Here is an 18,874-nt window from a genome sequence, read left to right as displayed (position 1 = left end):
GAACACACCATGGCAGTATTGCATAACCGCGTTTCCAACGAGGAGTTGAAGAAACGTTTGATGGAGGAAAGTTTTCCCCGTACCACGATCAGTTTTTACCGGTATTTCCCGGTGCAGAACCCGCAGGAATTCCGCGATTACCTGTACCGGCAGCTGCATGCATTGCAGGTATTCGGCCGTATCTATGTGGCAAAGGAGGGCATCAATGCACAGGTCAGCGTGCCAGCGCATCTTTTTGACGCCTTTAGGGAACTGCTTTACGCGATCAATGGATTGAATGGCCTCAGACTGAACATTGCCGTGGACGACGATGGAAAAAGTTTCTGGGTATTGGCGATCAAGGTGCGCGATAAGATCGTAGCCGACGGGATCACCGATCCGGGTTTCAGCATGGAAAAAAAAGGCCGGTACCTGGATGCGGGACAGATGAACAAAATGCTCGAGAACAGGGATACCATTGTGATCGACATGCGCAACCATTACGAGTACGAGGTGGGGCATTTCAGCCATGCCATCGAACTGCCATCCGATACTTTCCGAGAGCAATTGCCGATGGCGGTGGATCTGATGAAGGGAAACGAGGACAGGAATATCATCATGTACTGCACCGGCGGTATCCGTTGCGAAAAAGCCAGCGCGTATATGCTGCACAACGGGTTTAAAAATGTGTTTCACCTCGAGGGGGGTATCATCAATTATGCCAGGCAGGTAAAAGAAACGCAGCTGGAGAGCCGGTTCATCGGTAAGAATTTTGTTTTTGACAACCGGCTCGGCGAACGTATCACCGAAGATGTGATCGCCAGTTGCCACCAGTGCGGCAAACCCTGCGATACGCATACCAACTGCCGCAACAATGGCTGTCACCTGTTATTCATTCAGTGCGCCGAATGTGCCGATAAATACACGGGTTGCTGCAGCCGGGAATGTAAAGACACGGTGGATATGCCGGCCGAACGGCAGAAAGAGATCAGGAAGGGGGCGGACACCGGACAGAATATTTTCAACAAAAGCAAATCGAGGTTGCGTCCGAGAATCGGACCTGTTGACCGGTAAGAAAAGGCAAAGTAGTATCTTCGGATAACTTTACAACAGAACCATACTGCAGATGAGAGTTGTATTCCTATTCATGGCGTTATGCACGTGCTGCCTTGCCGCAACCGCACAGCAGGCGGTGGATTGCGTGGTGAAAGACCTGTACCTCGGCCAGCCCATTCCCTATGCAAGGGTGATTGTATCGGAAAAAGATACGCTTCTCACCGATGAACACGGTGTTTTCCGGCTTTCGCTATCTGACGATGAGCAGGAACTGCTGTATGTATCGGCAACAGGGTATGCGGAAAAATACATCCGGGTGTCCAATACCCGGTTTCCCATCGTGGTATTCCTCGATGCAGTGAATTACCAGACCAATGCCATACAGGTAAGGGGTTTGTACAATGGCAAAAATCTTTTTCAGACACCGGGATCCATCGCCACGCTGGTATCGAGAGACCTGCAGCGCAATAACCAGATAGATCTTCCCAATACATTTAACCTGCTGCCGGGTGTGCGGATGGAGTTGCGCAACATCAACACCAGTGCCAGGATCATACTGCGGGGGTATGGTAACCAGAATAACATCAACGGTATCGGTTACAAAGCCTATTACAACGATATCCCCCTGACCGAAGCCGACGGTACCACCAACCTGGATGATATCGATTACGCCACCCTGGGAAGGGTGGAAGTGTTTCGCGGGCCTGTGTCGAGCATTTACGGAACGGGTATCGGCGGTGTTGTGAACCTGCTGTCGGAGAAAGCACCCGATGGGCTGAGTGTCAGGCAGTCGTTGCTGGCCGGCTCTTTCGGGCTGTTCCGCACCACTACGTCGGTGGGTATCGGCAATGCCAAAACAAATATCCTGTTCAGCTATGGCCGCCAGAAATCGGATGGGTTCCGCATGCAGAACAGGTCCGACAAGAATTTCTGGGATATGAATGCCACGCTGTACAATTCTCCCCGTAGCACCATCACCGTTTTTGCGCAGTATACAAAATCCTACGATGACCTGTCGGGCCAGGTAGACAGTTTTGGGTTGGCCAACTACCCCGATACCGCTGAGCTCAGTTATATCCGCAACAACTCGCACAGCGAGCTGGAAAGTATCCGCCTCGGATTGTCGCACGAATACGCGTTTTCAAAACTGTTCAGTAACAAAACCACTTTTTTTATCGGCATACAGGAGATAGGCCAGGGCCTGGCCGCCATACTTACCAAAACAAACAAGAACACCTTTGGTCTGCGCTCGGCATTTATCTACACGCCGCGTATCGGTAACGTAGACATGCGTATTACCCTGGGTATGGAAGGAACCAAGAACATCATCTACCAGAAATCGTACAACCTCAATAACAGCGCGCTCGGTTCGCTGCGTACCGACCAGGAACTGAAACCCAGCCAGTGGAATATATTCAGCATGCTTGAGCTGATGCTGGCAAAGAACACGCTGATGGTTTTCAGCGGAAGCGCCAACTTTATCACCTACGACAACGAAGACCTGCGCGCTTCGGGCGGCGGGTATGTGAACCAGTCGGGCTACCGCACATTCAAACCCATTGTTACGCCGCGCTGGGTGGTAAACCACCTGATCAGCAGGAATGTATCGGTATATGCCAATTACAGCATGGGTTATGCGCAGCCCGGAACCAACCAGTACATCATTACACAAACCGGCAAAACAAACGAAGACGTAGGCCCCGAGATCAGCAATACATTTGAAGTGGGTACCAAGATGAGTATGTTCAGGCAGTCGCTGAACCTGGCCTTCGCTTTTTTCAATATGGATGTAACGGATAAACTGGTGCCGCAGAATTTTGCCGCGGTAAGCGGCAGTCCTGCCTATGTAAAGTTCGTAAATGCAGGTATCGTGAATTTTACCGGTATGGAGCTGACAATGGACTATGCCCTGCGGCCCCGGAGAAAAAGTTTCCTGCAGCTGCTGAGGCCTTTTCTTTCCTATACGTACAATAACAGCCGCAATTCTGATCTCAAGAGCGATAACAACCACAATACCTTTACCCGTGACTATTCCAGCAAACACGTAAGCGGTATCCCGAGAGATGTGTTCAATTTCGGTCTCGACCTGGAAGCGGGCGGCGGGTTTTACCTCAACCTTACGAATATGTATACCGGCAGGATTCCCATCAATATGGACAATACCGCCTATTCGGAAGGATACAATCTTGCGAATGCCAAAGCCGGGTTCCGGAAAAGTTTCGGCAAAAACCATATCACCCGCTGGAGCATCGATGTATACGGGGGCAGCAACAATGTATTCGATGCACGGTATGCGCAGTTTGTGGTGATTAACCTGTTCCCGCTGGGTGGTGTGCCGCCCAAATATTATACGCCCGCGCCCGGCACCAGTTATTACGGCGGTATGAGCCTTCGGTATTTTTTTCGCTGAGCAACTGTTATCGTAAATAAGCGATACAAACATGCAGCCGTTCAATGAACGGTCTGCGGACAGTTAACGCGTTAGGATACTGCGCCGAGTTTGGCCAACGAGGCTATGACTTTTTGTTCCACTTCTTTTTCTCCGGGTTTTTCGGGGATGAAATTTTTCCCGGTCACTTTTTCGTACAGTTCAATATAGCGTTTGCTGATGGTATCGATCCATTCATCACTCATATCGGGCACGGTCTGCCCCTCCTTGCCCATGAAATGATTCGCGATCAGCCATTCGCGTACGAACTCCTTGCTCAGCTGTTTCTGTTTTTCGCCGCTGGCCTGTCTTTCCTCAAACCCGTCTGCATAAAAATAGCGCGATGAATCGGGGGTATGCACTTCATCCATCAAATAGATCGTATCGCCGATCCGGCCAAATTCGTACTTGGTGTCTGCCAGGATCAGTCCCTGCGCGGCCGCAATCTCCTTACCCCTGTGAAACAGCTGCAGGGTATACGCTTCCAGCACCTTCCATTCCTCCGCCGATGCCAGTCCCTGTTCAATGATGGCTTCCTTCGAAATGTCTTCGTCATGTCCTTCGGCGGCCTTGGTGGAGGGGGTGATGATCGGCTCGGGGAAAAAATCGTTTTCTTTCAGTCCTTCGGGCATGGTAACGCCGCAGAGGGTTCTGTTACCGCTGCTGTAGGTGCGCCAGGCATGACCCACCACATTGCCGCGCACCACCATTTCGATCCTGAACGGAACGCAGCGTTTGCCAACGGAGACATTGGGTGCGGGAACATCCATCAGCCAGTTGGGACAAATATCACGGGTGGCTTCCAGCATATAGGCAGCGATCTGGTTCAATACCTGACCTTTAAAAGGGATGGGGCGGGGAAGGATTACATCAAAGGCCGAAATGCGGTCGCTGGCAACCATTACCAGCCAATCCAGGCCAATACTGTATACGTCACGGACCTTTCCGTGGTAAATGCCGGTCTGCGATGGAAATTGAAAAGATGACATGGGTCAAAATTAGATAGGACGTTGATAAATAAGGGCTAACGTGCATACTTTTTCCTAACAGTTAACCGTTATTTGTGAACAAATTAAATTTCATCGTCAAGCTTACAAATGTTATTTTTAGTGACCATTCATCTAAACTTGCTATTATGAGAAAACTTAAGCCCTCAGCCGGGCTGCTGTTAGCTGGTACCCTTGCGTGTATCACAGTGCAGGCCCAGCAATCCACGATCGTTTCCGGTAGCGTCAAAAGCGGCAAGACCAATGAAGCCATTTCGGCGGTATCTGTAACGATCAAAGGAGGCACCACCGGTACGTTTACCGATGACAAGGGCAATTTCCGTTTCACCACCGTACAGAAGCCGCCGTTTACACTTGTGATATCCTCCGTAGGGTATGCTACCAGGGAAGTGGCTTTCACCGGCGCGGGCCAGGTGGTGAATGTTGATCTCGAACAGTCGTTTACGCTGGGAGATGAGGTAGTGGTTGCCGCATCGCGTGTACCCGAGCGTATCCTCGAATCGCCGGTATCTATCGAGCGGGTAGGCCCTGCCGCCATCCGCAACGCGGCCACCCCCAGTTATTACGACCTGCTTACCAATCTGAAAGGTGTTGACGTGGTTTCAGCCAGCTTTACCTTCCGCAGCGTAGGCACCCGCGGCTTCAATGTAAGCGGTAACTCAAGACTGAACCAGCTGGTGGACGGAATGGACAACCAGGCGCCCGGTCTTAATTTTTCTGTGGGCAGCGTGGGCGGGCTGACCGAACTGGACGTGGAGAATATGGAACTGCTGCCGGGTGCGTCATCCGCGTTATACGGCTCTGGCGGTATGAACGGAACGGTATTGATCAACAGCAAGAACCCATTCAAATACCAGGGACTGAGTTTTCAGGTGAAAACAGGTTTGAACCATATCGACGGCAAACAGCGCCCAAGGTCTACTTTCCACGACTGGAGCCTGCGCTGGGCCGATAAACTGAGCGAGAAATTTGCTTTCAAAATAGGCGCGCAGTTTGTGCAGGCACAGGACTGGCTGGCCAATCAGTCGGATAATTACCTGCGTCCGCCAACACCCGGCGCACCGTCTCCCAACGGCGGTGTAATACCCGGCAGCAGAACCACCGATCCGAACTACGATGGGGTAAACGTGTATGGCGACGAAACATCGCAGAACATCAGCCAGATCGCCAACAGCGTATTTGCTGCCGCGGGTCTGCCTTCTGTGTTCCTCGCAGGGTCCGGCGCATTCCTTGCCGCCAATCCCACCTTAAACATTGCCGGGTATAATGCATTTCTTGCCGGTGCACTGGGTGCACCCACTGCCAATGCATTGATAGCTGCCGGTGTGAACAATATCCTGTTCGGTGCCGGACGTAACTACTACAATAACCAGTATGTAAGCCGTACGGGCTATGCAGAGAAGGATGTGATCAATCCCACCACCGTGAACGTAAAACTTTCCGGTGCGCTGCATTATAAACTGTCGGACAATACCGAAGCTTCTTTTGCAGTGAACTATGGCACCGGTAACAGCGTGTATACCGGCAGCGACCGTTACTCTTTGAAAGACCTGCGTATTGCCCAGTTCAGGCTGGAACTGAAAAGCAAGAACTGGTTTTTGAGAGCGTATACCACGCATGAGAATGCAGGAAGCACCTTCAATGCAACCATTACCACCCGCTTGTTCAACGAGGCCTGGAAACCCAGCACCGCCTGGTATCCCCAGTACCTGGCCGCTTATGCAGCCATGCGCGATGCGGGTATGGCCAATATAGATGCGCATAATGCAGCAAGGGGTTTTGCAGACGCCGGACGTCCCACTGGAAACATCGGGCAGACAGCCCTGTTCCAGAAAGTGGCTTCCACACCCATTTCACAGGGAGGTGGTTTGTTCCTCGACGAATCAAGACTGAATGTGTTTGAAGGACAGTATAACCTTACCAATGACCTGGGATTGAACAAAACCGGAACCGAGTTCCTGGTGGGCGCCAGCAGCAGGCAGTTTGTGCTGAATTCACAGGGTACCATTTTTGCGGATACGGCAGGCCGTATCAAGATCAACGAAGTGGGCGCCTATGCACAGCTTTCGCAGAAATTCTTTGGCGATGTGCTGAAGCTGTCGGTATCCGGCCGCTACGACAAGAACACCAATTTCAAAGGCCGTTTTACGCCAAGGGCTACCGCGGTACTGAAACTGGCACAGGACCATAATATCCGTGCTTCCTATCAGCAGGCTTACCGTTTCCCCACCACGCAGAACCAGTGGATCAACCTCACCATCGGCGGCGGAACCAGGCTGATGGGCGGTTTATCGCAGCTGCGCGATTTTTACAAGTTCAGCACCAACCCGGTGTATACGCCCGAAAGCGTGGGTGCTTTCGGAGCCAGCGTTGTGGGCGGATCTCCCAATACCGGGCTGCTGGTACAGCAGAATTTCGGTGAGTTCAAGGCAGAATCCATGCGCTCGTTCGAAGTGGGTTATAAGGGCCTTATCGCCAGGAAACTGCTGATCGATGTATATGCTTACTGGGCTAAATACCGCGATTTCCTGAGCAGCGTGAACGCCATCCAGGCAAGGGTGCCCGTTTCTGCAGGCGGCAGCTTTACCGATCTGCTCGATGCCAGCAAACGCATTGCCTACAGCATTGCTGTAAATACGCCGGGTGATGTTAAGACCAGTGGCTGGGGCGCCTCGGTAGACTGGCTGCTGGGCCGCAACTATACACTGGGCGCTAACCTGTACCACGACGAGATCGGCGACCTGCCTGCGGGTTTTGTTTCCTATTTCAATACCCCGAAATACCGCGCCAACCTGATGTTCGGAAATTCCGGGCTGGGTAAAAGCGCCAAATGGGGCTTTAATGTGGTGTACCGCTATGTGGATGGTTTCCGCTACGAAGGCAGTTTTGCCGTGGGTCAGCTGCCGTCTAACGGACAGCTCGATGCCGTTATCAGTTACAAATGCCCGTCTATTAAATCGCTTATCAAAGTGGGCGGCACCAATATCTTTAACAGCTATTACCGCACAGCCTTTGGCAGCCCCGAAATCGGCGGACTGTATTATATCAGCTTTGGATACAATGTGTTTTAAGAACGGCCAGATCGTACCCGTTTTTCAAAATAGCTGAGCCAGAAGGGCCGGGAACTGTTCCCGGCCCTCTTTTTTTGCGGTAATCATGCCGCATAATGAGGGCAATTTCCCTTTTGTCATTCCCTATAATCCGCTATTTTTGCTGCTCATTAATAAACAGATACATGCGTTCTATTGCATTCAGAGAGGCTTTGCGCGAGGCCATGAACGAGGAAATGAGGAGAGACGAGAAGGTTTTTGTAATGGGTGAAGAAGTGGCCGAATACAATGGCGCTTATAAAGTTACCCAGGGTATGCTGGCCGAATTCGGCGAGAAACGCGTGATCGATACCCCTATATCGGAGCTGGGCTTTGGTGCGGTGGCCGTTGGCGCTGCACAGAACGGTCTGAAACCCGTGGTGGAATTCATGACCTGGAACTTTGCCGTGCTGGCGATGGACCAGATACTGAACACCGCATCCAAAATGCTGGCGATGAGCGGCGGCCAGATCGGCTGTCCGATCGTTTTTCGCGGACCTAACGGCAGCGCCGGTCAGCTGGGTGCACAGCACTCCACCGCCTTTGAAAGCTATTATGCAAACATCCCCGGTATCAAAGTGGTGTCTCCATCCAACGGATACGATGCAAAAGGACTGCTGAAACAGGCGATCCGCTACGAGAATGATCCGGTGATCTTTATGGAAAGTGAAGTGATGTACGGCGATAAAAGCGATGTTCCTGAAGAAGAATATTATATCCCTATTGGTAAAGCCGATATCAAAAAGCAGGGCCGCGATGTAACCATCGTTTCTTTCAACAAAATGATGAAAGTGGCGCTGGGTGCGGCTGCGGAACTGGAAAAGGAAAACATCAGCGCGGAAGTGATCGATCTGCGTTCGATCCGCCCGCTCGACTGGAAAACCATTCTCGACAGCGTACGTAAGACCAACCGCCTGGTGATTGTGGAGGAACAGTGGCCTTTTGCATCGGTGTCTTCAGAGATCAGCTACCGCATACAGAAAGAGGGCTTTGATTTCCTTGACGCGCCGATCCGCCGTATCACCAGCGCAGATGCTCCCATGCACTACGCACCCAACCTGGCCGCCCTGGCCATGCCGGATGTGGCAAGAACGGTGAAACTGGTGAAGGAAGTGATGTACCTTAAGAAATAAAGATGCAGTCATAAACGAATCAGCAAATCCGGACCTTTGTGTCCGGATTTTGTTTTTCCGCAAAGACATACAAGACCCGCTCATGCTTATGAAACCATTCTGTTTTTTGTGCGTATACCTGTTTGCAGTAACAGCCGCCACCGGCCAGGATACAGTGCGTCGGACCGGGCTGGACGAAGTGGTGGTGGAAGCGTTTCACAGCCGCGTACTATGGAAGACCGCACCAGCCTCGGTGGCGGTGCTGGGCGTAAAAGAAATGAGCCGCTATGCGGGCACTTCTCTTGTTCCGGTAATCAACACTGTTGCCGGCGTGCGTATGGAAGAAAGATCTCCCGCCAGCTACCGGCTGTCGTTCCGCGGAAGCCTGCTTCGTTCACCGTTTGGCGTGCGTAATATCAAAGTGTACTGGAACAACCTGCCGCTGACCGACGGGGGCGGCAATACCTACCTGAACCTTATAGATATCAGCCAGGTTGGCGCGATGGAACTGCTCAAAGGGCCGGCTGCCAGTGTTTACGGCGCCGGCACCGGCGGCGCTTTGCTGCTGAAATCCGAACTGCCCTATACAGGCCAAACCACCAACCGGTTCCGCATTGGAATAACGGGAGGGGCTTACGGTCTGTTCAGCCAGCAGGCGGGATGGGACCATGTATCAGGATCGTTTACCTCATCCCTTACCCAGCTGCACCAGCAATCGGATGGCTATCGTGACCAGTCGGCCACACGAAAGGATGCGCTGAGATGGCAGGGCGGATGGCAGTGGCGGAAATCGCGGCTGAACTACCTGGTTTTTTATTCCGATCTGTATTACCAGACACCCGGCGGCATCACGCTGGCGCAGATGCAGGCCAATCCCAAAACAGCCAGGCAACCTGTAGGTGTATTACCGGGCGCGGTGCAGCAGAAAGCGGCGATATATAACAAGACGCTTTTCGCCGGACTCAGCCACCAGTCGGCCATCGGCGATCATTGGATGCTTCGTTCGTTTTTGATGGCCAGCCAGACAAGGTTTGCCAACCCCTTTATCACCAACTATGAAAAAAGAAAAGAGAATAATATCGGGATGGGGTTGGGTATCAGCTATACGGCAAAGAATATACAATGGCAGAACGGCGCCGAGTGGCTGTACAACCGGTCGGCCATTGACAACTATGGCAACCGGTCGGGCGTAGCCGATATGGTTCAGTACCAGGACAAGGTCTTTGCCAGCCAGTGGTTCGTATATTCCCAGTGGCAGTTTACACCGGGAAGATGGAATATTACGGCGGGAGCAAGTCTCAATAACCAATCCTATCGTTACAGCCGGCTTACGGATCCGATGGCTTTTTACCAGACAAAACGGATCAGCGCCGTTGTCACGCCAAGGGTTGCGGTATCCTACCGGCTGAACAGCGATGTTACGCTGTATGCCATGGCGGCCAAAGGGTTTTCTCCCCCCACACTGGCAGAATTCCGTCCCTCGGACGGCAGGTTTCATGGCGATCTGAATGCGGAATACGGCTGGAATTACGAAGCGGGCATCAAGGGCTACCGGATCCGCCAGCGACTGCAGTTTGACCTGGCCATTTACTATTTCCGGCTGCGCAATGCCATCGTAAGAAGAAACGACTCAACCGGGGCGGAGTTTTTTGTGAATGCAGGCGGCACGGTGCAAAAAGGCCTCGAAGCCATGCTGAAATATGATGTGTTTCAGAACGGAGCGGGGTTTGTGCGCGACCTGGATATCTGGAGCAGCTATGCCTGGCAGGATTACCGGTTCGACGATTACCGGCAGGGATCGGCCGTCTTCTCCGGCAATGCGGTAACAGGGGTGCCGCGGCATAACTGGGTAACAGGGGCCGATATCCGTTTTGCAAAGGGTTGGTATCTTCAGCTTTCCTTTAACCTCACCTCCAAACTGCCGCTGACAGATGCCGGCGATGTGTATGCGGAGGCCTCCCATCTGCTGCAGGGCAAACTGGGTTACCGTACACCGCGGCACTGGCATTTCTTTGCGGGGATGGATAATATCCTGAATGAAGTGTACAGTCTTGGAAACGATATCAACGCGGCAGGAAGACGTTTCTATAATCCCGCGCCCCGAAGGAATCTCTTTGCCGGAATCCTTTTGCAGTTCGGGAATTGAGCCGGGCTTTAACGGACAGCCATGTAAAAATATCCTATTTTCACCCCCTTGAAAATTGACAATGCCATGCCCAATATTCTGATCATAGATGATGAGAAAGCGATACGTAATGTGTTAAAGGAAATACTCGCCAACGAAGGATTTGCCGTGGAAGAAGCACCCGATGGCGAAGAAGGATTGAAAAAATTCACCGCAGGCAGTTTTGATGTGGTATTGTGCGATATCAAAATGCCCAAGCTGGATGGCATAGAATTTCTGCAGAAAGTAATCGAAGCCGGCACCGAAACACCGGTGATCATGATCAGCGGTCATGGTAACATTGAAACAGCCGTGGAAGCCGTTAAAAAAGGCGCTTTTGATTTTATCTCCAAACCACCCGATCTCAACCGCCTGCTGATCACCATCCGCAACGCGATGGACAAAACAACGCTGGTGAAGGAAACCCGGGTGCTGAAACGCAAGGTATCGCGTGTGCAGGAAATGATCGGCGAAAGCGAAGCCATCCTGCAGATCAGGGAAACGATCGAAAAAGTGGCGCCCACCGATGCGCGGGTGCTCATCACCGGTGAGAACGGCTCGGGTAAAGAACTGGTGGCAAGATGGCTGCACGAAAAAAGCAACCGCGCCGCGGGTCTGCTGGTAGAAGTGAACTGCGCCGCCATACCGGGCGAACTGATCGAAAGCGAACTGTTCGGTCATGAGAAAGGCTCTTTTACGTCTGCCATCAAACAACGCATCGGCAAGTTTGAGCAGGCCAACGGCGGTACGCTTTTTCTTGACGAGATCGGGGATATGAGCCTCAGTGCGCAGGCCAAAGTGCTGCGTGCATTACAGGAAGGCCGGATCACCCGTGTGGGAGGTGAAAAAGATATCGCCGTCGATGTCAGGGTGGTGGCGGCAACCAATAAAGACCTGCTGGAGGAAGTGAACGAGAAACGTTTCCGTCTCGACCTCTACCACCGCCTAAACGTAATACCGATCCATGTGCCTTCGCTTAACAACCGGAGGACCGATATTCCGCTGCTGGTAGACAAATTTCTGGGTGATATCGCCGAAGACTATGGCCAGGCCAAAAAAGCCATCGATAAAAAAGCCCTGGAGGCGCTGAAAGAGCATAACTGGACGGGTAATATCCGGGAGCTACGCAATGTGGTGGAGCGGCTGGTGATCCTTTCCGGCAAAGAAATTACGACAGCCGATGTTGAACGGCATGTGCGGTAAAAAATGACGGCGAACGGACGGTTGCGTTACCGCCCACCCCTTTTAAGAAAACTTTTGCCGACAAAACAGCCCGGTGTGGTTGAAAAGGATATTTTTGTCCACACTTATACCAAAACCTATGGGTCTGATTTTATTTATCATTGGAACGATCGGCTGGCATGTGGGTATGTATGGCATGTTTAAGAAGGCTGGCATCGAACCCTGGAAAGCTTTTATTCCCTTCTACAATACCTGGCTGATCGTTGAGAAATGCCAGATAAAAAAAGTATGGTTCTGGCTGCAGTTTATACCGGTTGCAGGACAGTTTATCACCATCTGGATCACCATCATTTTTGTGATGCATTTCAAAAAAGTGTCTGTGCCCGATCATGCAGCGGTGGTATTCCTTCCGTTTATTTATTTTCCGTATCTGGGTTTTTCGAAAAAAGAGAAATGGTATGGGCATGAAGTGCTGAAGCACTACCACAAACCTGTATCCCGCGAATGGATCGATGCCGGTGTATTTGCGATCGTGGCGGCCACCATTATCCGCACATTCATTTTTGAAGCGTACGTGATACCCACCGGCAGTATGGAAAAAACGCTGCTGGTGAACGATTTCCTGTTTGTGAACAAAATGAGCTACGGTGCGCGTATACCGCAAACACCGCTGTCATTTCCCTTCGTGCACAATACCCTGCCGTTTTCGAAGACAGTTCCTTCCTATATCAGGCAGGTGCAGTTACCCTATAAACGACTGCCCGCTTTTTCGGATGTGAAAAGAAATGATGTGGTGGTATTCAATTTCCCTGCGGGAGACACCATCATCAACCTGCCCGAGTACGGCAGTGCGGTTACCTATTACGAGGTGCTGCGCTACCGTTTTAACGGCGACAGGCAGGCGCTGTTTGCACAGTCGGCCGAGTACCCCATCCTGGTGCACCCGATGGATAAAACGGATAATTACATCAAACGCTGCGTGGGCGTTGGCGGTGATATGATACAGGTAAAAGGCGGTACTTTGTTCGTGAACAACCAGCCGGCTATGTTGCCGCCGGGTTCGCAGACCGATTTCCTGGTAGAGACCAACGGTACGCCTTTTGACGAAAACTTCCTTACGGACGAGCTTGGTGTTGACCTGGAAAACCCCAGCGACCAGGTACGCACCGATAACAGTCGCCCCGGTATCTATGTACTTAACCTTACACCGTCTGAAGCGGCCAAGGTAAAAGCGTTGCCGAATGTGAAATCGATCACGCCGTATTCCGAGAACCAGAAAGGCGCAACATTTCCGGCGGACGATGAAAACTACCCATGGACCATCGACGATTTCGGTCCGCTGTATATCCCCAAGAAAGGAGATGTGCTGCCCCTTACTGCAAAGACCATCGCCATATATCGCCGGCTGATCACCACCTACGAACACAATACGCTGGAAGAAGCAAATGGTAAATACATCATTAACGGTAAGGAAGCAACAAGCTACACCACCAAATACGGCTATTACTGGATGATGGGCGACAACCGTCACCGCAGCCAGGACAGCCGCTACTGGGGTTTTGTTCCCGAAACACATATCGTGGGCAAGGCTTCGCTGATCTGGTTCAGCTGGAACAAGGGACCGAGATGGAAACGCCTGTTCAACGGGATCAGGTAAGTTACCGGCTGTTTTGTAAAACCGGCCCACTCCTTAAACCGATTAGTGTAAAGAAAGTCCAAAAAGTAATACCTTAGACATTCAATGGGTCCTCAGCAATGCTGGGGACTTTTTGTCTAAACAGTTTTGTATGGAACAGCAGCGATACCAGTTTGAATATTCCGTATACGATTCTATCGACGAACTGTCTCAGGAAGATGCGGCACTGTTACGGGAAGCCCAGCAGGCAACGCATACGGCCTATGCACCTTATTCGCAGTTTCAGGTAGGCGCCGCGGCCAAATTAGTCAATGGAAAAGTGCTTTGCGGCAGTAACCAGGAGAATGCCAGTTACCCGGTGGGACTGTGTGCTGAAAGGGTACTGCTATCAGCCGCTTCTTCCGTATACCCCAATGTACCGATCGAAACCATCGCCATCAGTTACGACAGCGGGCAGGGAAACAGTGACCGCCCCATCTCGCCCTGCGGCATCTGCCGGCAAACCCTTGTGGAATACGAAAAACACCTTGGTCAGCCCATCCGGCTGGTACTCGGAGGCATCAAGGGCAAGGTATTCGTCATACCAGGCTCCACGCTCTTACTGCCGTTCGGGTTTTCGAGCGAGGATATGGAGAAGGGGTAGGGGAGGGAATTTTTGAATTTTGGATTTTGAGATTGCCGATTGGCGATTGGGATCGGGTAAACCATTCCGGAAGATCAGATGGTTACTCCAACGCCAAATCCCGTATTACCTGATCAGCACACTGGTGCCTTTCAGATTCACCCTTTCGTTGGTGGAAGGAAGGGTATAACTGAATGTCCATACATAGGTGCCGCTGGGCTGGGGGTTGCCTTTAAAACGTCCATCCCATTTGCCGCTCCAGTGCCGGCTTTCAAAAAGAACCTGCCCTGCCCGGTTGTATACCCTGAATTCTATGTTATCGGCCTTGAATGCATTCAACGGATAGAGATAATCGTTCAGCCCGTCGCCGTTAGGTGTAAATGCAGAGGGAACTGCGATATAGCAACTGCCCAGCACGGTGATGATCTTAAAAGCCATATCGGTGCACTGGTAGGCATTGCTTACTTCAAGACTTGCCGTGTACTGCGAAAGCCTGCCGTTCTGCGGATAATACTGCGGCGTTACCGTACGTGCCGTGCTGGTGGTGCCGTTGCCGAAGTTCCATCGCCAGCTGGTGGCATTGCTGCTGCTTTGATCGGTAAACTGGATGGGGTCTGTTGGGCAAAGGGTGTCGGTTGCGGTAAAAGCCGCTTTAACTGTCTGATCCGGCAGGTTGAACACCTGGCTCATGGTGTCTGCACAAAATCCGTTCGATACCTTCAGGAAAACCGTATGATCGCCGAATACCCTTGAAATGAAAGTGGTGTTTTGCGTGGTGCTGTAGGCATTGCCGTCGATCATCCATTGCCAGTTATTGGCGTTGTTGTTTCCATCGTGCGAAAGAGAAAGGGTATCGTATCTGCAACCTGTCGAAACGGTGCCGCTGAAGCCGGCCGTGGTGATGTTCCTGGCGGTAAACACGATCGTTGCGCCTGCCGGTGTCTGTTCGGCGCAGTCATCCAGAAGCGTATTGCCATCAGAACCCGTTTTCAGGGTGATTGTGAAATTGCCGTTGACGCGGATAGGCTGCATAAGCCGGATGATGATGGAACTCGTTAGTCCGTTGGTGCAAATACCGTTTGCTGACTTAACAACGACCGGTGCCGGACCGCTGATGCTGAAATCGCTGCCATCGGGCGCAATACTGTTGCACTGCATGGGTTTACGGAAAACCAGTCGCAGCGAATCCGTGATGCATACCACCGGGCCGATGCTGTCCATCGGCGTGGGCACACCCGGCACAAAATTAAAACTGGCTTTATCGCCGGGAACAAGGCTGGCCGCGCAGTTATCCGTAAGCGTGTTGCCATCGGAACCCGTTCTGGCAACAACCGTATAGGTGCCCAGTACCAGTTTGGCTGACAGTTTCAGTACGATGGTGTCCGAATCAAAACCGTTGCCGCATCCGTTACCGGCGGCAGAAACAACGCTGACGGGTATGGGGCCGCTGATCGTAAAATCGGTTCCATCGGCGGCAATGCTGTTGCAGTTGATCTTTTTGTTGATCAGCACTTTTACCTCGGTGCCGTCGCAGACCCCGTACGAAGCGGTTAACTGCGGAGTCAGGGGGTTCACGATACTTGCCGTTCCACCCTGCGGACCGGCGGGGAACTCAAGGTTGTAGCCGCTTTGGGTATTGGTAAAATGACTGACCATCAAAAGGTATTCATGGCCTTTGATCAACGCGGGCATTTTACTGAAAGTGGGTTTGCCGGCGCTGGGGTCAGACGAACATTGAAAATCGACCGTTGCACTGGGTGCGGTTCCTGTAGCGCCATAGGTGCCGGCCCAGTTGCTCGACAGGTACAGTGATTTGTCTGTGTACACATCGCCCGGGCTCCTGCCTGTGATATCGAACAGCTGCCAGTCGTAATCTTCGTTTGCGGCAAGCGGCGTTATCACAAATCCCAGCGTGCCCGACTGGTAACAGGTGAACTTATACCAGTAAGGATTTTTATCGGTATAGGGTACGCCATCGTTGCATTGCGTAGGCACGCTGTTATTGGTACAGAGCGGCACCGATGTCTGGTTGAAAACCTTTGTTCCGCAAACAGGAAAAGCAGTATACGGTGTTTGTCCCAATGTGGTGCACTGTGAGAACCCCGACAGACAGCCCGATAACAAAACTAATATGATGATTCCGGTACGTAACATCCCTCAAAAATATCAGATTGGCCTGTGGCAGGCTCGTTTTTTTTATAAAGAGAGGGTTGGGGATACAAACGTTGCATCGGGAGGGCTAAAACAATGTCTGCACGCCGTGTGCAATCTTGAATTCGTGCTGCAGCAGCCATTTCTTGCGCCATTTGCCGCCCGCATATCCCACCAGCGAGCTGTCGCTGCCTATGACCCTGTGACAGGGAACGATGATCGCAATATTGTTTTTACCGTTGGTACTTGCTGCGGCGCGGATCACTTTCGGGTCGCCCAGTTTTTTGGCAAGATCCATATAACTGATCGTTTTGCCGTAGGCGATACCCAGCAGTTCGCCCCATACCCTTAGCTGAAACTCCGTTCCCGGCTGGTGTATGGGCAGCTCAAACCGGCGGCGGGAGCCGTGAAAATATTCGATAAGCTGTTCCGTGCACTGGTGCATCACCTCGCTGATACCCGGCTCGCCATGTGCAATCTGGTCGGGATTGTCCACAAAACTCAGCTCGCCGATATAGTGGTCCGTACCCCCGATCTTCAGCAGACCGATAGGGCTTTCGTAGTAGGTGTAGTGCAGCTCGCTCATTTTGGTTGCGTTGTCAAACGTGATATGGCCGGCTTGTTTGCATGGAACACAGCGGTCATCTGACAATATAACAATTAAACAATATATCCGTTTATCCCACCTTGCCCCCGTTCTCCACCGCCTTGTCCGGCGTTAATAAAATTACCTGATTATCGCCATCGTACACACCCAGGACCAGGCATTCGCTGAAAAAATTTGCGATCTGTTTGGGAGGAAAGTTGACCACCGCCACCACCTGTTTGCCCAGTAATGCTTCTTTTGTGTAATGTCCCGTGATCTGCGCCGACGACCTTTTGATGCCCAACGGCCCAAAATCGATGGTTAACTGGTAAGCGGGTTTTCTCGCCTGCGGAAAATCGGTAACTTCCGTTATCGTTCCGCTGCGGATATCGATCTTTTCGAAATCACCCCAATTGATCATCTTCCTTTATTTTTGTCAAATCTAAAAACTTATACTTATGAAACGTACAGCAACAGCCGTTTGGAATGGTTCAGGAAAAGAAGGTAATGGACATCTCACTACCCAGAGCACCGTTCTCAATAAGACACAATATTCTTTCAATTCACGTTTTGCGGAAGGTGTGGGCACCAACCCCGAAGAACTGATGGCAGCGGCCCATGCAGGCTGTTTTACCATGAAACTGAGTTTTGTACTCGGCGCCGCGGGTTTTACGCCCGACCAGATCGAAACCTCCTGTGTGATCTCCCTCGAAGACGGAACCATCACCAGCTCTCACCTGACGGTTAAAGCACAGGTGCAGGGCATCACACCCGAAAAATTCCAGGAATGCGCCGCCGACGCCAAGGCCAACTGCCCGGTGAGCAAGGCGTATAACATGGAGATTACAATGGAAGCCAGCCTGGCTTAGTAATTAAAAAGTAAAAAGTCAAAATTCAAAAGAAACAGAAGCGCTGTCTTTTTGACTTTTGACTTTTTACTTTTTAATCCCCTAATCCAGCAGCCCCGCCAGTTCCATCAGCTCATTTTGTTTGTAGCTGTTCTCCGGTGTGGTAAAGCATTTGGCCGTTTCTTCTATCAGGAACTGGATAACCCTGGTATGGGCCAGGGGTTTGTAGAACGAGGGTACGGGCGGTACACAGATCCTTTTAAAATAATTCTCCAGGTCTTTATGTGAGAATGCCTGTCCCGTGGAAGCATCCACATAAAAATGGATCTTTTCCTGCGGATGCCCCTGGTAAGTGGCCGGATCATAATCCGAATGATAGAAGGCGATGATGCATTGCCTGGGCACATTGATGATGCGGGCATTGATCTCCAGCTGGTCGCACATTACCTGGTAAATGATACCGTTGGTGATGGCATTTCCTTTTTTGCTTTCCAGCACTTTGTGCAGAAAGAACTCATCCGGCTGGCCGTAATTGAGTTCGGCGCCTTTCAGTTTGTAATACTGGTAAATGATATTGGACAATACATTGGCCTGCTCCAGCGGTGTGAGAAAGCTGTTCAGCTCGAGCCAGATATTGCGGCGTATCTTTTCTATTTCCTGCAAAACAGGCGTGGTGTGCAGATCGGGGTACTGGAATTTGCCCACCAGCAGCGCGCCAAACAGCAGGTCATGGTAGGCTCCGTTCCGCCATTCGATGATATCGGCGGTGAGATCGGTAAAATGCAGATTATGGATAATCATCTCGATCCGCTCCTGCACATCCTCGTTAGGGGTGGTTTCCCAGAGATGCTCGAGATTGGGGATGATATTCGTTCCATACCCCAGTATCTTCTCAGAAACCGATGAATATACCTCTTCGTCGGGGTCGTCTATCAGTGTAAACAGGGCATTGATCTCTTTGGTTTCCTGCATGGGGACTGCGAATTACATATCAAACTAAAATAAAATTTATGT

The 18,874-nt window shown here is 51.5% G+C and carries 14 protein-coding genes; 9 read left to right on the top strand and 5 right to left on the bottom strand.

All coding sequences use genetic code 11. The features are described 5' to 3' along the window. Positions 1-9: 9 nt before the first annotated feature. Positions 10-1,053: an oxygen-dependent tRNA uridine(34) hydroxylase TrhO gene (gene trhO, locus GWC94_RS10605; protein ID WP_161835005.1), complete on the top strand. Its 1,044-nt coding sequence runs from the start codon at positions 10-12 to the stop codon at positions 1,051-1,053. A gap of 73 nt (positions 1,054-1,126) precedes the next feature. Next, positions 1,127-3,445 (top strand): TonB-dependent receptor, encoded by a 2,319-nt coding sequence (locus GWC94_RS10600; protein ID WP_161835004.1) that lies wholly within the window; start codon positions 1,127-1,129, stop codon positions 3,443-3,445. 71 nt (positions 3,446-3,516) lie between these two features. Here GWC94_RS10600 and GWC94_RS10595 read toward each other — a convergent pair whose 3' ends face one another. Continuing rightward, positions 3,517-4,452 carry a phosphoribosylaminoimidazolesuccinocarboxamide synthase gene (locus GWC94_RS10595; RefSeq protein WP_161835003.1) on the bottom strand — a complete coding sequence of 312 codons (936 nt, stop codon included), beginning with the start codon at positions 4,450-4,452 and terminating at the stop codon, positions 3,517-3,519. A 146-nt stretch (positions 4,453-4,598) separates the two neighbouring features. Here GWC94_RS10595 and GWC94_RS10590 point away from each other — a divergent pair, with 146 nt between their 5' ends. The 6 genes from GWC94_RS10590 (at position 4,599) to GWC94_RS10565 (ending at position 14,296) form a co-directional block, all read left to right on the top strand. After that, on the top strand, positions 4,599-7,541 hold the full coding sequence (locus tag GWC94_RS10590; RefSeq protein WP_161835002.1) for a TonB-dependent receptor: 2,943 nt from the start codon (positions 4,599-4,601) through the stop codon (positions 7,539-7,541). A gap of 164 nt (positions 7,542-7,705) precedes the next feature. After that, positions 7,706-8,692, top strand: a complete 987-nt coding sequence (locus GWC94_RS10585; RefSeq protein WP_161835001.1) for a pyruvate dehydrogenase complex E1 component subunit beta — start codon at positions 7,706-7,708, stop codon at positions 8,690-8,692. An 88-nt stretch (positions 8,693-8,780) separates the two neighbouring features. Then, on the top strand, positions 8,781-10,817 hold the full coding sequence (locus tag GWC94_RS10580; protein ID WP_161835000.1) for a TonB-dependent receptor: 2,037 nt from the start codon (positions 8,781-8,783) through the stop codon (positions 10,815-10,817). Positions 10,818-10,883: 66 nt separating this feature from the next. Beyond that, positions 10,884-12,038 (top strand): sigma-54-dependent transcriptional regulator, encoded by a 1,155-nt coding sequence (locus GWC94_RS10575; RefSeq protein ID WP_161834999.1) that lies wholly within the window; start codon positions 10,884-10,886, stop codon positions 12,036-12,038. Between the two features lie 118 nt (positions 12,039-12,156). Next, entirely contained in the window at positions 12,157-13,674 is a 1,518-nt protein-coding gene (gene lepB / locus GWC94_RS10570) for a signal peptidase I (RefSeq protein WP_161834998.1), read from the top strand. Between the two features lie 112 nt (positions 13,675-13,786). Continuing rightward, complete coding sequence (locus GWC94_RS10565) at positions 13,787-14,296, top strand: cytidine deaminase (protein ID WP_394367113.1); 510 nt, start codon at positions 13,787-13,789, stop codon at positions 14,294-14,296. Positions 14,297-14,401: 105 nt separating this feature from the next. Here GWC94_RS10565 and GWC94_RS10560 read toward each other — a convergent pair whose 3' ends face one another. The 3 genes from GWC94_RS10560 to GWC94_RS10550 all read right to left on the bottom strand — a co-directional run bounded on the left by GWC94_RS10560 (position 14,402) and on the right by GWC94_RS10550 (position 17,433). Then, complete coding sequence (locus GWC94_RS10560; protein ID WP_161834996.1) at positions 14,402-16,429, bottom strand: T9SS type B sorting domain-containing protein; 2,028 nt, start codon at positions 16,427-16,429, stop codon at positions 14,402-14,404. 85 nt (positions 16,430-16,514) lie between these two features. Next, the gene (locus tag GWC94_RS10555) at positions 16,515-17,012 is read right to left on the bottom strand and encodes a methylated-DNA--[protein]-cysteine S-methyltransferase (protein WP_161834995.1); all 498 of its coding nucleotides are present in this window, start codon (positions 17,010-17,012) and stop codon (positions 16,515-16,517) included. A gap of 91 nt (positions 17,013-17,103) precedes the next feature. Then, positions 17,104-17,433 carry a tRNA-binding protein gene (locus tag GWC94_RS10550; RefSeq protein ID WP_161834994.1) on the bottom strand — a complete coding sequence of 110 codons (330 nt, stop codon included), beginning with the start codon at positions 17,431-17,433 and terminating at the stop codon, positions 17,104-17,106. 37 nt (positions 17,434-17,470) lie between these two features. Here GWC94_RS10550 and GWC94_RS10545 point away from each other — a divergent pair, with 37 nt between their 5' ends. Then, on the top strand, positions 17,471-17,881 hold the full coding sequence (locus tag GWC94_RS10545) for an OsmC family protein (protein WP_161834993.1): 411 nt from the start codon (positions 17,471-17,473) through the stop codon (positions 17,879-17,881). 81 nt (positions 17,882-17,962) lie between these two features. Here the strand turns inward: GWC94_RS10545 and GWC94_RS10540 are convergent, their stop codons facing one another. After that, positions 17,963-18,832: a transglutaminase family protein gene (locus GWC94_RS10540; protein ID WP_161834992.1), complete on the bottom strand. Its 870-nt coding sequence runs from the start codon at positions 18,830-18,832 to the stop codon at positions 17,963-17,965. Positions 18,833-18,874: the final 42 nt, after the last annotated feature.

The sequence above is a fragment of the Sediminibacterium soli genome (assembly GCF_009939225.1).
GTDB lineage: Bacteria > Bacteroidota > Bacteroidia > Chitinophagales > Chitinophagaceae > Sediminibacterium > Sediminibacterium soli.
The sequence above is the reverse complement of the archived record's forward strand: the minus strand, read 5'-3'. Positions and strand labels throughout refer to the sequence as shown.

Coding starts and splice junctions, on each gene's coding strand:
- lepB (WP_161834998.1), top strand. CDS start 12,157: ATGGGTCTGATTTTATTTATCATTGGAACGATCGGCTGGCATGTGGGT.
- GWC94_RS10540 (WP_161834992.1), bottom strand. CDS start 18,832: ATGCAGGAAACCAAAGAGATCAATGCCCTGTTTACACTGATAGACGAC.
- GWC94_RS10585 (WP_161835001.1), top strand. CDS start 7,706: ATGCGTTCTATTGCATTCAGAGAGGCTTTGCGCGAGGCCATGAACGAG.
- trhO (WP_161835005.1), top strand. CDS start 10: ATGGCAGTATTGCATAACCGCGTTTCCAACGAGGAGTTGAAGAAACGT.
- GWC94_RS10580 (WP_161835000.1), top strand. CDS start 8,781: ATGAAACCATTCTGTTTTTTGTGCGTATACCTGTTTGCAGTAACAGCC.
- GWC94_RS10575 (WP_161834999.1), top strand. CDS start 10,884: ATGCCCAATATTCTGATCATAGATGATGAGAAAGCGATACGTAATGTG.
- GWC94_RS10560 (WP_161834996.1), bottom strand. CDS start 16,429: ATGTTACGTACCGGAATCATCATATTAGTTTTGTTATCGGGCTGTCTG.
- GWC94_RS10545 (WP_161834993.1), top strand. CDS start 17,471: ATGAAACGTACAGCAACAGCCGTTTGGAATGGTTCAGGAAAAGAAGGT.
- GWC94_RS10595 (WP_161835003.1), bottom strand. CDS start 4,452: ATGTCATCTTTTCAATTTCCATCGCAGACCGGCATTTACCACGGAAAG.
- GWC94_RS10600 (WP_161835004.1), top strand. CDS start 1,127: ATGGCGTTATGCACGTGCTGCCTTGCCGCAACCGCACAGCAGGCGGTG.
- GWC94_RS10550 (WP_161834994.1), bottom strand. CDS start 17,433: ATGATCAATTGGGGTGATTTCGAAAAGATCGATATCCGCAGCGGAACG.
- GWC94_RS10555 (WP_161834995.1), bottom strand. CDS start 17,012: ATGAGCGAGCTGCACTACACCTACTACGAAAGCCCTATCGGTCTGCTG.
- GWC94_RS10590 (WP_161835002.1), top strand. CDS start 4,599: ATGAGAAAACTTAAGCCCTCAGCCGGGCTGCTGTTAGCTGGTACCCTT.